Below are 12,874 nucleotides of genomic sequence, written 5' to 3'. Positions count from 1 at the left end.
CGACAATTGAAGCCTATTGCTAGAAGCTAGAAAATTCATAAGCTGCGCTTACTATCTATTCGAATGGTTGAGGGAGTGACTGAAATGGGCCAGCATATTGGTGATTTGGTTGTGACCAAGATTGTGGTTGCAAGCAACACTGTCACCGGAGTTACCCATGTTAAACGCGGCGGAAAGCTGGTGTCGTCAGGAAGCCTGCTCGGTGGGCTCGTTATTGATGCCGGGGGAAACGCTGTGGTTTCTGGTAGGATAGGTCGAAATGTCGTGAATGACGGAAATTTCGTTTTGAGCGGCGAGGTCGCGGGGCGAATTGTCGGTCAAGGCATAGTCGTTATGGGTTCTAGCGCTCATGTTTCCGGTGACGATCTACCGATTAAGCCCGTGGCGGAGAATTCAGCCGCTTAAAGTCCTCTATTGGAGCTGCGGTGACACGAAACTCGCTTGAAAGCTCAGACAAACCACGGCCTGAAGTCTAGTCGCCGCCCGGCTTACCGCGCATCTTCTTCACCTCGGAGCGGCCGGATTTCTCCTTCAAGCGCCGCTCGATGGAGCCTTTGGTTGGCTTGGTCTTCTTGCGTGGCGGCGGCGGCGGAACGGCGGCTTCGAGAATTAATTCCCTCAGGCGCTCGCGCGCATCCTCGCGATTGCGGTCCTGGCTGCGGAAACGGCTGGCCTCGATCATCAGCACGCCGTCCTTGGAGACCCGGCGGCCGGCGAGCCTCACGGCATTGGCCTTGACGCGGTCGTTGAGCGACGGCGAATTCACGAGACCGAAGAAGAGCTGGACAGCGGTTGCGACCTTGTTGACATTCTGCCCGCCGGGACCGCCCGCCAGAACGAATTGTTCCGTCAGTTCCCAGCCGGCAATGGTGATCCGGTCGTTGATGTAAAGCGCGTCGCTGGCCATGGTTTTCTCCGCGCCTGTCTATCCCATATTGTTCGGCGGTTGAAAACAGCATGGCGGCAAAATGAAACCCCGGCAGACCAGCTGCCGGGGTTTCACGTGAGTCATCAATGCGATGCGGCCGATTATTCCGCCGCGGCGCGCAATCCCGGTGCCGCGTCGCGAACGTTGCCGTCGACATGGTCCTCGAACTTGGCGAAGTTCGACACGAACATCTGCACCAGCTTGGCTGCCTGCGCATCGTAGGCCTGACCATCGGCCCAGGTGGAGCGCGGGTCGAGAATGGCGCTGTCGACGCCCTCGACGGCAACCGGCACGGCAAACCCGAAATTCGGGTCTATGCGGAACTCGGCCTTGTCGAGGTCACCCTTCAGAGCGGCGGCCAGCAGCGCGCGCGTCGCCTTGATCGGCATGCGTCGGCCCGTGCCATAGGCACCGCCGGTCCAGCCGGTGTTGACGAGCCAGCAGCCGGCACCGTGGCGAGCGATCAGCTCCTTGAGCAGATTGCCGTATTCGGTCGGATGGCGCGGCATGAAGGGAGCGCCGAAGCAGGTCGAGAAGGTGGCTTCCGGCTCGACGACACCCTTTTCCGTGCCGGCGACCTTGGCGGTGTAGCCGGAGAGGAAGTGGTACATTGCCTGTTCCGGCGTCAGCCTGGCGATCGGCGGCATAACGCCGAAAGCATCAGCCGTCAGCATGATGATCGTCCCGGGATGACCGGTCATGCCGGATTCCGAGGCGTTCGGGATGAACTCCAGCGGGTAGGCGCTGCGGGTGTTCTCCGTCAGCGAGCCGTCGTCGAGATCCGGTACGCCATGCTCGTCGAGCACGACATTTTCCAGCACGGTGCCGAAGCGGCGAGTGGTTTCATAGATTTCCGGCTCGGCCTCGGCCGACAAGCGGATGGTCTTGGCGTAGCAGCCGCCTTCGAAGTTGAAGATGCCGTTTTCACCCCAGCCGTGTTCGTCATCACCGATGAGCGTGCGCGTTGGATCGGCCGACAGCGTCGTCTTGCCAGTGCCTGACAGGCCGAAGAAGATCGCCGCATCACCTTCCGGCCCGACATTGGCCGAGCAGTGCATCGGCATGACACCGCGTTCCGGCAGGAGGTAGTTCAGCACGGTGAAGACCGACTTCTTCATCTCGCCGGCGTAAGACGTGCCGCCGATCAGGACGATGCCGTTGACGAGGTCGCAGGCGATCACTGTTTCCGTGCGGCAGCCATGACGCTCGGGATCGGCGCGGAAGCTTGGCAGGTCGATGATCGTCAGCTTCGGCGCGAAGCTTTCCAGCGTCAAGCGTTCGGGGCGGATGAGAAGATTGCGGATGAACAGCGAGTGCCAGGCAAATTCCGTGACGACCCGCGTCGGCAGGGCGTAATCGTGGTCAGCGCCGCCGATTAGGTCCTGGACGAACAGATCCTTGCCGTGCACATGCGCCAGCATGTCCTTGTGCAGCAGTGCGAAATGCTCCGGCGACATCGGCTTGTTGTTGTCCCACCAGATCTGGTCTTCGGTGACGGCGTTGCGGACGACGAACTTATCCTTCGGCGAACGGCCGGTATGTTGCCCGGTCAATGCCCTCAGCGCGCCATGAGCGGTCAGATCGGCTTCGCGCCGACGAATCGCTTCCTCGTACAGGTGGGACTCCAAGAGGTTATAGCGCACGCTAGCGGCGGCTCCCAGGCCGATCGAGTCGAGTTCGATTGCGGGATTACGGACGCCGATTTGCTCCATCGCTTCATTCCTCTACAGGGCCGTGGCCGTTAAACTAAATCAAACGTAGCGGCGTCTTTTTAAAAGCACAAGAGCAAATAACGAGAAATATCGAATGATATCAGTCATTTAATCGATTTAGATAAATATCAATAATTTTAAATCGTTTGAATGTGCGCCATCGGGACGTTTCGTCGCACAACTCCTGATCAGGGTTTTTCGGGCTCGACAATCTACCCCTTTATCTTTGCCACAATTTGTTCCACCTTTACCCCCATAAGCGCGCCAGGTTATCGCCAACGAGCTGGCAACCCACCTGGGCTGGATTCCAAATCCGGGAGATGCGCACTAATGACGGAGACGAACACCATGTTGACAATCGCGCTCGTAGATGACGACCGCAATATCCTGACTTCCGTGTCGATTGCCCTGGAAGCCGAGGGATATAAGGTCGAAACCTACACCGACGGTGCTTCCGCGCTCGATGGTCTGCTCGCCCGGCCGCCGCAACTGGCAATCTTCGATATCAAGATGCCGCGCATGGATGGCATGGAGCTTCTGCGCCGCCTGCGACAGAAGTCGGATATACCGGTGATCTTCCTGACTTCGAAGGATGAGGAAATCGACGAACTCTTCGGCCTGAAGATGGGCGCCGACGACTTCATCACCAAGCCCTTCTCGCAGCGCCTACTGGTCGAGCGCGTTAAGGCCGTGCTTCGCCGCGCCTCCGCCCGCGAAGCAGCAAACAATGTCGGCAGCGGCACAGCCCCGAAGCCGGGTGCCACCCAGCAGGCCCGCTCGCTGGAACGCGGCCAGCTTGTCATGGACCAGGAACGCCATACCTGCACCTGGAAAGGCGAGCCGGTGACGCTGACAGTTACCGAGTTCCTGATCCTGCACTCGCTGGCACAGCGCCCCGGCGTCGTGAAGAGCCGCGACGCCCTGATGGACGCCGCCTATGACGAGCAGGTCTATGTCGACGACCGCACCATCGACAGCCACATCAAGCGGCTGCGCAAGAAATTCAAGATGGTCGATCTCGATTTTGATATGATTGAAACGCTGTATGGCGTCGGCTATCGCTTCCGCGAAGCTGCCTAGAGCCGGATGTCGTCCGGAAACCGCTTACACTTTCGGCATCATGCTCGAATAGCTAACTAGACCATGCGGCGGACAATGGAATAAGAGCATGCGGGCGGGATCGACGATCCCGCTCTTCGAAAGGGCCGTTGGCTTGGCACAGCTGGTGCAGCACAGAGATATCGACGACGCAGAAAACCCGAGCGGTGCCAGAGCCGCCCGCCGTCGATGGACTCATCCTTTCACGCTGATCCGCCGCATCTTCGGCAATGCCGTCTTTTCGAGCCTGACCCGGCGCATCCTGTTTTTCAATCTGGCCGCCCTCGTCGTTCTCGTCGGCGGCATCCTCTATCTCAATCAATTCCGCGAAGGGCTGATCGACGCCCGTGTCGAAAGCCTGCTGACCCAGGGCGAAATCATCGCCGGCGCCGTCTCTGCGTCCGCCTCCGTTGACACCAACTCCATCACCATCGACCCGCAGAAGCTGCTGGAGCTCCAGGCCGGCCAGAGCATCACGCCTGTCCCGAACGACGAGGACCTGGAATTCCCGATCGACCCGGAAAAGGTAGCGCCCGTACTGACGCGGCTGATCTCGCCGACGCGCACCCGCGCCCGCATCTTCGACGCCGACGCCAACCTGCTGCTCGACAGCCGCCATCTCTATTCGCGCGGTCAGGTGCTGCGCTACGACCTGCCGCCGGTCGATGACGAGAAGCAGAGCTGGTCCGACTGGTTCAGCGGGTTGCTCAACAAGATGCTGCAACCGGGCAACCTGCCCGTCTATAAGGAAGCGCCGGGTGGCGACGGCTCGATCTATCCGGAAGTGATGAATGCGCTGACCGGCGTGCGTGGTGCTGTCGTGCGTACCACGGAAAAGGGCGAGCTGATCGTCTCGGTCGCCGTTCCCATCCAGCGTTTCCGCGCCGTGCTCGGCGTGCTGCTGCTCTCAACCCAGGCCGGCGACATCGACAAGATCGTCCATGCCGAGCGGCTGGCGATCATGCGCGTCTTCGGCGTGGCGACGCTGGTCAACGTCGTCCTGTCTCTGCTTTTGTCCTCGACGATCGCCAATCCGCTGCGCCGGCTTTCGGCCGCGGCGATCCGCGTGCGTCGTGGCGCCAAGGAGCGCGAGGAGATCCCCGATTTCTCCGCCCGCCAGGACGAAATCGGTAACCTGTCGATCGCGCTGCGCGAAATGACCACGGCACTTTACGACCGCATCGACGCGATCGAAAGTTTCGCCGCCGACGTCAGCCACGAGTTGAAGAACCCGCTGACATCGCTGCGCAGCGCCGTCGAAACGCTGCCGCTCGCCAAAAGCGACGACTCCAAGAAGCGGCTGATGGACGTGATCCAGCATGATGTGCGTCGTCTCGACCGGCTGATCAGCGACATCTCCGACGCATCGCGCCTCGATGCCGAACTCGCCCGCTCGGACGAGAAATCCCTCGACCTCGAAGTTCTGCTGCGCGACATGATCGATATTTCCCGGCAGGTCGGACACAGCAAGAAGTCGGTCGAAATAGAATATATCGTCGACCGCAAGCCCGGCGCGAAAACCAAATTCACCGCCAACGGCCATGACCTGCGCATCGGGCAGATCATTACCAATCTCATTGAAAACGCTCGCTCCTTCGTTGCCAAGGAGACGGGAAAGATCACGGTCAAGCTGACGCGCACGAGAACGCGCTGCGTCATCTATATCGAGGATAACGGCCAGGGCATCCAGGCGGAAAATATCGACCGCATCTTCGAGCGCTTCTATACCGACCGGCCGGAAGTGGAAGATTTCGGTCAGAATTCGGGTCTGGGCCTGTCGATCAGCCGGCAGATCGCCGAGGCGCATGGCGGGTCGCTGCGCGCCGAAAACATCGTCGATGCCGACGGGACGACGCTGCTCGGCGCTCGCTTCATCCTCTCGCTGCCCGCCGAAACACCGGCATGAGTACCGAGACGACCAACGTCCACGCAACGGCGATCGTCGTCGGCAAGACCGGCCTGCTGTTTCTTGGGGCCTCGGGCAGCGGCAAATCCTCGCTTGCCCTTTCCTGCCTCGCCGCCGCCAAGCCGCTCGGCCTTGCCGCCGCTTTGGTCGCCGACGATCAGGTTTTTATCACGCGTCGGGACGGCGCCGTCATCGCCGAATGCCCGCCTTCGATCGCCGGCCTGATGGAGATACGCTACACCGGTATTGTCCGGCTTGCGCATGTTTCTGAGGCCGAAATGCATTTCGCCATACGCCCTGTCGATCCGGCAACGGCGGAGCGGCTTCCGCCCGAGAATGAGCAGGTCGATGTCACCGGATCCATCTGTCTGCCGCTGATCCGGCTCTCGGCAATATCGGTTAATCCGCTCGCCGTAATTATGGCAAAAATCGCTGTGGATTTAGATTAATCGGCCATTCTCGCCTCTACAACCGCGCAATTATCGTATTTTAAGCTTGCACTTCGTCTTTTCATCGCCAAGATGTCCCCCCACTGGTGGACGACATTGCTGCATTGCGATATGGCCCACCTGTTTGCGTGTGCGATGGGAGCAGTAATATCATGATCGGACTTGTGCTTGTCACTCATGGCAAGCTGGCTGAAGAGTTTCGGCATGCGGTCGAGCATGTCGTTGGTCCGCAGAAGTTCATAGAGACGGTATCGATTGGTCCCGAAGACGACATGGACAAGCGGCGGCAGGATATCCTGCAGGCCGTGACCAGCGCTGACGATGGGCATGGGGTCATCATCCTGACCGACATGTTCGGCGGTACCCCCTCCAATCTTGCGATCTCCGTCATGAATAGCGGCCACACCGAGGTGATCGCCGGCGTCAACCTGCCGATGCTGATCAAGCTCGCAGGCGTGCGCGGCGACAACAACATGGAGCGGGCCCTGGTCGAAGCTTCCGAGGCCGGGCGCAAATACATCAACGTGGCCAGCCGCGTACTCAGCGGCAAATGACGAGACAAGCATCCCGCCTATGACAACAGCGCTTTCCCGGGAACTTCTGATCATCAACAAGCGCGGCCTCCATGCCCGCGCCTCCGCCAAATTCGTACAAACCGTCGAAGCCTACGACGCCACCATCACCGTCTCGAAGGACGGGACCACGGTAGGCGGCAACTCGATCATGGGCCTGATGATGCTTGCCGCAAGCCCAGGCTGCAGCGTGCTGGTAACCGCCAGCGGTAAGCAGGCTACAGAAGCGCTCGAGGCGCTGGACCAACTCGTAGCCAACAAGTTCGGCGAAGAGATGTAAGCACTCGCTGCTTGGTCTCACGAATTGGGATATAAAGACATAAAGACTTCTTTATATCATTATTGATTTCCAGCCTGAAGCCTGCTACACGGCATCATCCTACCACGCTGTCAGCGTGCAATTTTGTTGCATTCGGCCGAGGCGTTAGCCCAGGCGCGATTGCATCGTTCAGGCTGGAGACCTCTGATGAGCACTGAAAACGACTACATCGTCGCGGATATCGGCCTTGCCGACTTCGGCCGCAAGGAAATCACGATCGCCGAGACCGAAATGCCGGGCCTGATGTCCTGCCGCGCCGAATTCGGCGAAACGCAGCCGCTCAAGGGCGCGCGCATCACCGGCTCGCTGCACATGACGATCCAGACCGCCGTTCTCATCGAAACGCTGGTCGCCCTTGGCGCTCAGGTTCGCTGGGCCTCGTGCAACATCTTCTCCACCCAGGACCATGCCGCCGCCGCGATCGCCGCTTCCGGCGTTCCGGTCTACGCCATCAAGGGTGAAAGCCTCGAAGACTACTGGATCTACACCGACAAGATCTTCCAGTGGACCGACGGCGGCGTCTCCAACATGATCCTCGACGATGGTGGCGACGCCACCATGTACATCCTGCTCGGCGCCCGCGCCGAAGCCGGCGAGGATGTCCTCTCCGACCCGCATTCGGAAGAAGAAGAAATCCTCTTCGCACAGATCAAGAAGCGTCTGGCGGCTTCGCCGGGCTGGTTCACCAAGCAGCGCGACGCCATCAAGGGCGTCACCGAGGAAACCACCACCGGCGTCAACCGTCTGTACCAGCTCAGCCAGAAGGGCCTGCTGCCCTTCCCGGCGATCAACGTCAACGACTCAGTCACCAAGTCGAAGTTCGACAACAAGTACGGCTGCAAGGAATCGCTGGTCGACGGCATCCGCCGCGCCACCGACGTGATGATGGCCGGCAAGGTCGCCGTCGTCTGCGGCTACGGCGACGTCGGCAAGGGTTCGGCTGCCTCGCTCTCGGGCGCCGGCGCCCGCGTCAAGGTCACGGAAGTCGATCCGATCTGCGCGCTCCAGGCTGCGATGGACGGCTATGAAGTGGTCCTGCTCGAAGACGTCGTCTCCAGCGCCGACATCTTCATCTCCACCACCGGCAACAAGGACGTCATCCGCATCGACCATATGCGCGCGATGAAGGACATGGCGATCGTCGGCAACATCGGCCACTTCGACAACGAGATCCAGGTTGCAGCACTGCGTAACCTCAAGTGGACGAACGTCAAGCCGCAGGTCGACCTGATCGAGTTCGCCAAGGGCAACCGCATCATCCTTCTGTCCGAAGGCCGCCTCTTGAACCTCGGCAATGCCACCGGCCATCCGTCCTTCGTCATGTCGGCTTCCTTCACCAACCAGACGCTGGCGCAGATCGAGCTCTTCACCAAGCCCGACCAATACCAGAACCAGGTCTATGTGCTGCCGAAGCATCTCGACGAAAAGGTTGCGCGCCTGCATCTTGGCAAGCTCGGCGTGAAGTTAACCGAGCTTTCTGGCGAGCAGGCTGCGTATATCGGCGTCTCAACGCAGGGCCCGTTCAAGTCTGACCACTACAGATACTAATCTTACGATCTATATCCACAACATCTTGTGGCCCCGGCATTGACAAATGCCGGGGCTTATTTTTTGGCCGACTCCCTTCCCGACGATTCCCTTAGGCGGTATTGTTTTTAGACTTGATTCGTGACGAACCGGGGCATGCCCGGAGCCATGAAAATGGGATGTCTTGTCGAGATGCGGCACATTATGGGACGGAGACAGACCGCTTATGTCTGAAGCGAACGACAACCTGCTTGAGTCGGCAATGCCCGAAAAGGCATCCGCGCGGCGATGGCAGGGCGGCGCAAATATGCTTTTGCCGTGGATGAAGCGGCGCAGGGATATCCGCCCATTGGCCTCGTTGGCGCGCTTGTTGCGCCTCAGCATTTTCGGCGGCATCGCAACCGGCCTGGCGGGTCCAGTTCTTGCGCAGACCATTTCGACCTCGCCGACGGTAGTCCGCCTCTTCACCTCCTCCGAAATGGCCGTGTTTTCGGTCATCATCGGCGTGATTTCAGCGGCGCTGCTGTCGACCGTATGGATGGTCCGCCAGCGCGGCAATCTGGAGAGCGAGAGCCGCGAAATCCGCACGGCGCTCTCCGATGCCAACCAGCGCATCTCGCAATATCAGGCGCTGATCGCCGACAAGAACCGCCGCATTATCATCTGGGACGGCCAAAACGCACGGCCGGAGCTGCTGGGCCAGCTCCCCGTCGAGACCGGCGCGCCGCAGGACAACGAGTTTCTCGCTTTCGGCCGCTGGCTGAAATCCTGGTCGGCCGGCGAGCTGGAAAAGGCGATCGACAAGCTGCGCGGCAATGGCCAGAGCTTCGACATCGTGGTCGAAACGAACCGCGAAGAGATATTGGAAGCGCAGGGCCGCATCTCCGGCGGTCGCGCTTTCGTCCGCTTCATCGCGCTCAACAATCTGCGCGCCGAACTGGCCGAGCTGAAGATCGAGCGCGAACGGCTGATGACTTCGATCTCCGCCTTCCAGAACCTGCTCGACGCCATCGACCTGCCGGTCTGGCAACGCGACGCCGACGGCCAGCTCACCTGGGTCAACCACGCCTATGGCGAAGCGGTCGAGGCCGTGTCGCCGGATGAGGCTATTCGCGAAAGCCGCGAATTCCTGACCACCATCGCCCGCGAGCGCATTCGCGCCTCCGCCACACCGGAATCGCCCTTCCACGACAAGATTTCCACCGTCGTTCACGGCAACCGCACCTTCTTCGACGTCGTCGACGTCAAGTTGCCGAGCGGTTCGGCCGGCATGGCCATCGACGTTTCTGAAACGGAGACCGTGCGCGCCGAGCTGGAACGTACACTGAAGAGCCACGCCGAAACGCTCGATCATCTGGCAACACCGGTTGCGATCTTCGACGGCGACCGGCGGCTGCAATTCTACAATCAGGCCTTCGTTCAGCTCTGGGAATTCGATATCGCCTTCCTCGAGAAGAAGCCGGACAACAGTGAGCTATTGGACCGGTTGCGCAGCGCCAAGAAGCTGCCGGAGCAACTGAACTGGAAGACCTGGAAAGACGGCGTGCTCTCCGTCTACCGCGCGCTCGACACGCAAACCGACCTCTGGCACCTGCCGAACGGCCAGATTCTCCGCGTCTTCGCCACCGCCCATCCGCAAGGCGGCGCCACCTGGGTGTTCGAGAACCTGACCGAGCAGGTCGATCTCGAAACGCGCTACAATACGCTGGTCAAGGTGCAGGGCGAGACCATCGACCATCTCTCCGAAGGTGTGGCCGTGTTCGGCCCCGATGGCCGCATTCGCCTCTCCAACCCGGCGTTCCGCATCCTGTGGAACATCACCGAAATCCAGGCCAAGCCCGGCACGCATATCCAGACGCTGGCCGAAGCCTGCACGCCCTCCTATGACCGGCCGGATGGCTGGAAACGCTTTGCCGAGCAGATCACCAGCTTCGACGACGAACGTCCGTCGTCGCAGGGCACGCTGGAGCTCTATTCCAACCTCGTCCTCGACTATGCCGTCATTCCGCTGCCGAACGCGCAGACCATGCTGACCTTCGTCAACAAGACCGACAGCGTGCGGGCCGAGCGGGCGCTCACCGAAAAGAACGAAGCGCTGCTGAAGGCCGACGAGCTGAAGAACGATTTCGTCCAGCATGTGTCCTACGAGCTGCGCTCGCCGCTGACCAACATCATCGGCTTCACCGATCTCCTGAAAACGCCCGGCATCGGTTCCCTGAACGACCGGCAGGCGGAGTATATCGACCATATCTCCACTTCGTCCGCAGTCCTCCTGACGCTGGTCAACGACATTCTCGATCTGGCGACCGTCGATGCCGGCATCATGCGGCTGAACTATTCCGAGATTGCGCTCGACGACCTTCTCGACGAAGTGTCGATGCAGATCGCCGACCGGCTGCAGGAAAGCGGCGTGACGCTGGAAATCACCGTCCCCGCCCATCTCGGCTCCGTCGTCGCCGATCAACAGCGGCTGAAGCAGATCCTGCTCAAGCTTCTGACCAACGCCGCCAATTTCGCGCCTGAAGGATCGACCATCGCGCTCAAATGCGCGCGTGACGGCACTGATTTCGTTTTCTCGGTCGCCGACAAGGGTCCGGGCATTTCGGAAGAGATCATGCGCACGGTGTTCAAACGCTTTGCCTCCAACGGCAAGGGCGGCAAACGCAGCGGCGCGGGCCTCGGCCTCTCCATCGTCGAAAGCTTCGTCAGCCTGCATGACGGCCATGTCTCGATCGAAAGCCAGCCAGGCAAGGGAACCACGGTCAACTGCCGGATCCCTTCCGCCGAATCGCCGCACTCCGTCGCAGCAGAATGACAGCAGCAAACACCAGCATCTCCCTTTTCCTGGCAGACGACGCAGCGACCACCCGGGTCGGCGAGGATTTGGCGCTGGCGCTAAGGGCCGGCGACTGCGTGGCGCTGTCGGGTGATCTCGGCGCCGGGAAATCGTCGCTTGCCCGCGCCCTCCTGCGCGCCATGGCCGACGACACCGAACTCGACGTGCCAAGCCCGACTTTCACGCTGGTGCAATCCTACGAGCTGCGCATTCCGGTCTCGCATTTCGACCTCTATCGCCTCGGCGATCCGAGCGAACTGGCCGAACTCGGCTTTGACGAAGCGCTGCAAACCGGCATCTGCCTGGTGGAATGGCCGGAGATGGCCGAGAGCGAGCTGCCGAGAGAGCGCATCGACCTCAAGCTGGAGCACGAGGGCGAAGGGCGCCGGGCGACGATAACGGCGCCTGCCAAGCAATTGGCCCGCATCCAGCGCGTTTTGGCGATCCGCGCTTTTCTCGATGCCAACGGCTATGCGGCTGCCGAGCGCCGGTTCCTGACGGGCGATGCGTCACTGCGCGCCTATGAATCGATCTATCCGCAGGACGGCGGCAGCCAAGTGATCCTGATGGACTGGCCGCGCCTGCCGGAGGGACCGGCGGTGCTCGACGGCAAGCCCTATCCCAAGGTCGCGCATCTGGCCGAAGACGCCTATCCTTTCGTGGCGATCGCCAATGAATTGCATAAAAACGGCTTTGCCGCCCCGGAGGTCTTTGCGGTCGATTACAACAAGGGCATCCTGCTGATCGAGAATCTCGGCACCGACGGCGTGCTCGACGATGATGGCAGGCCGATTGTCGAGCGCTATCGCGCCAGCGTTGCCTGTCTCGCGCATCTGCACGGTCTGACTATTCCACGGGATATTCCGGTCACGCCGAACCATATCCATCACGTCCCCGATTTCGACCGCACGGCCATGAAGATGGAAGCGCGGTTGCTCATCGACTGGCATCTGCCGTGGAAACGCGGCACACCCGCCACCGACGAAGAGCGCGCCGACTATCTGGCGATCTGGGACGCTCTGATCGATCAACTGGACGGTGCCGAAAAGAGCCTGTTGCTGCGCGACTTCCACTCGCCCAACCTCATCTGGCGGGCAAAGGAAAAAGGCATCCAGCGCGTCGGCCTCATCGATTTCCAGGATGCGATGATCGGGCCGACTGCCTACGACCTCGCTTCGATCGTCCAGGATGCGCGCGTCACCATCGAGCGTCCGCTGCACGACCAGCTGATGGCCGACTATCTCACGCTTCGACATGCGCAGGGCAATTTCAATGAAGCCGGCTTCCAGAAGAGCTGGGCGATCATGTCGGCGCAGCGCAATTGCAAGCTTGCCGGCCTCTGGGTGCGGCTATTGCAGCGCGACGGCAAGCCCGGCTACCTGAAGCATATGCCGCGCACACTCAGCTATCTCGCCATTGCTTTCGAGCATGAGGCGCTCGCCCCCTTGCGCGACTGGTGCGCGAAGGCCGGGATAGGCGAGGCATAGCCCTCGAGACCGGGCGACGGTTTTCCGGCGTTATGCTAAA

Annotated in this window: 11 protein-coding genes; 9 read left to right on the top strand and 2 right to left on the bottom strand. The window is 60.7% G+C overall.

Translation table 11 applies throughout. From position 1 onward, the window contains the following. Positions 1–84 precede the first annotated feature (84 nt). Positions 85–405, top strand: coding sequence for a hypothetical protein (locus tag HB780_RS25920; protein ID WP_183690376.1), 321 nt, complete (start codon positions 85–87; stop codon positions 403–405). 67 nt (positions 406–472) lie between these two features. Here HB780_RS25920 and arfB read toward each other — a convergent pair whose 3' ends face one another. Together arfB and HB780_RS25910 are read right to left on the bottom strand one after the other, a co-directional pair. Further along, complete coding sequence (gene arfB / locus HB780_RS25915; protein ID WP_183690374.1) at positions 473–907, bottom strand: alternative ribosome rescue aminoacyl-tRNA hydrolase ArfB; 435 nt, start codon at positions 905–907, stop codon at positions 473–475. Between the two features lie 122 nt (positions 908–1,029). Then, positions 1,030–2,640: a phosphoenolpyruvate carboxykinase gene (locus HB780_RS25910; protein WP_183690372.1), complete on the bottom strand. Its 1,611-nt coding sequence runs from the start codon at positions 2,638–2,640 to the stop codon at positions 1,030–1,032. A 348-nt stretch (positions 2,641–2,988) separates the two neighbouring features. Here HB780_RS25910 and HB780_RS25905 point away from each other — a divergent pair, with 348 nt between their 5' ends. The 8 genes from HB780_RS25905 (at position 2,989) to tsaE (ending at position 12,834) form a co-directional block, all read left to right on the top strand. After that, on the top strand, positions 2,989–3,720 hold the full coding sequence (locus HB780_RS25905; RefSeq protein WP_191997512.1) for a response regulator transcription factor: 732 nt from the start codon (positions 2,989–2,991) through the stop codon (positions 3,718–3,720). Positions 3,721–3,808: 88 nt separating this feature from the next. Beyond that, positions 3,809–5,644 (top strand): sensor histidine kinase, encoded by a 1,836-nt coding sequence (locus tag HB780_RS25900; RefSeq protein ID WP_286203069.1) that lies wholly within the window; start codon positions 3,809–3,811, stop codon positions 5,642–5,644. Next, positions 5,641–6,093 carry an HPr kinase/phosphorylase gene (locus tag HB780_RS25895; protein WP_183690368.1) on the top strand — a complete coding sequence of 151 codons (453 nt, stop codon included), beginning with the start codon at positions 5,641–5,643 and terminating at the stop codon, positions 6,091–6,093. Before HB780_RS25900 ends, HB780_RS25895 begins: the two co-directional genes overlap by 4 nt. Positions 6,094–6,245: 152 nt before the next feature. Continuing rightward, on the top strand, positions 6,246–6,647 hold the full coding sequence (locus tag HB780_RS25890) for a PTS sugar transporter subunit IIA (RefSeq protein WP_042475150.1): 402 nt from the start codon (positions 6,246–6,248) through the stop codon (positions 6,645–6,647). Between the two features lie 19 nt (positions 6,648–6,666). Beyond that, positions 6,667–6,945, top strand: coding sequence for an HPr family phosphocarrier protein (locus HB780_RS25885; protein WP_183690366.1), 279 nt, complete (start codon positions 6,667–6,669; stop codon positions 6,943–6,945). A gap of 186 nt (positions 6,946–7,131) precedes the next feature. Further along, positions 7,132–8,532, top strand: a complete 1,401-nt coding sequence (gene ahcY, locus HB780_RS25880; RefSeq protein WP_183690364.1) for an adenosylhomocysteinase — start codon at positions 7,132–7,134, stop codon at positions 8,530–8,532. A 286-nt stretch (positions 8,533–8,818) separates the two neighbouring features. Further along, positions 8,819–11,326: a PAS domain-containing sensor histidine kinase gene (locus tag HB780_RS25875; protein ID WP_435693930.1), complete on the top strand. Its 2,508-nt coding sequence runs from the start codon at positions 8,819–8,821 to the stop codon at positions 11,324–11,326. Next, the gene (gene tsaE / locus HB780_RS25870) at positions 11,323–12,834 is read left to right on the top strand and encodes a tRNA (adenosine(37)-N6)-threonylcarbamoyltransferase complex ATPase subunit type 1 TsaE (protein ID WP_183690360.1); all 1,512 of its coding nucleotides are present in this window, start codon (positions 11,323–11,325) and stop codon (positions 12,832–12,834) included. Before HB780_RS25875 ends, tsaE begins: the two co-directional genes overlap by 4 nt. Positions 12,835–12,874: the final 40 nt, after the last annotated feature.

The sequence above is a fragment of the Rhizobium lusitanum genome (assembly GCF_014189535.1).
Classification (GTDB): Bacteria; Pseudomonadota; Alphaproteobacteria; order Rhizobiales; family Rhizobiaceae; genus Rhizobium; species Rhizobium lusitanum_C.
The sequence above is the reverse complement of the archived record's forward strand: the minus strand, read 5'-3'. Positions and strand labels throughout refer to the sequence as shown.

Excerpts from the sequence above, each read along its gene's own strand:
- HB780_RS25900 (WP_286203069.1), top strand. The coding sequence starts at position 3,809 with ATGCGGGCGGGATCGACGATCCCGCTCTTCGAAAGGGCCGTTGGCTTG.
- tsaE (WP_183690360.1), top strand. The coding sequence starts at position 11,323 with ATGACAGCAGCAAACACCAGCATCTCCCTTTTCCTGGCAGACGACGCA.
- arfB (WP_183690374.1), bottom strand. The coding sequence starts at position 907 with ATGGCCAGCGACGCGCTTTACATCAACGACCGGATCACCATTGCCGGC.
- HB780_RS25920 (WP_183690376.1), top strand. The coding sequence starts at position 85 with ATGGGCCAGCATATTGGTGATTTGGTTGTGACCAAGATTGTGGTTGCA.
- ahcY (WP_183690364.1), top strand. The coding sequence starts at position 7,132 with ATGAGCACTGAAAACGACTACATCGTCGCGGATATCGGCCTTGCCGAC.
- HB780_RS25890 (WP_042475150.1), top strand. The coding sequence starts at position 6,246 with ATGATCGGACTTGTGCTTGTCACTCATGGCAAGCTGGCTGAAGAGTTT.
- HB780_RS25895 (WP_183690368.1), top strand. The coding sequence starts at position 5,641 with ATGAGTACCGAGACGACCAACGTCCACGCAACGGCGATCGTCGTCGGC.
- HB780_RS25875 (WP_435693930.1), top strand. The coding sequence starts at position 8,819 with ATGCTTTTGCCGTGGATGAAGCGGCGCAGGGATATCCGCCCATTGGCC.
- HB780_RS25905 (WP_191997512.1), top strand. The coding sequence starts at position 2,989 with ATGTTGACAATCGCGCTCGTAGATGACGACCGCAATATCCTGACTTCC.
- HB780_RS25910 (WP_183690372.1), bottom strand. The coding sequence starts at position 2,640 with ATGGAGCAAATCGGCGTCCGTAATCCCGCAATCGAACTCGACTCGATC.
- HB780_RS25885 (WP_183690366.1), top strand. The coding sequence starts at position 6,667 with ATGACAACAGCGCTTTCCCGGGAACTTCTGATCATCAACAAGCGCGGC.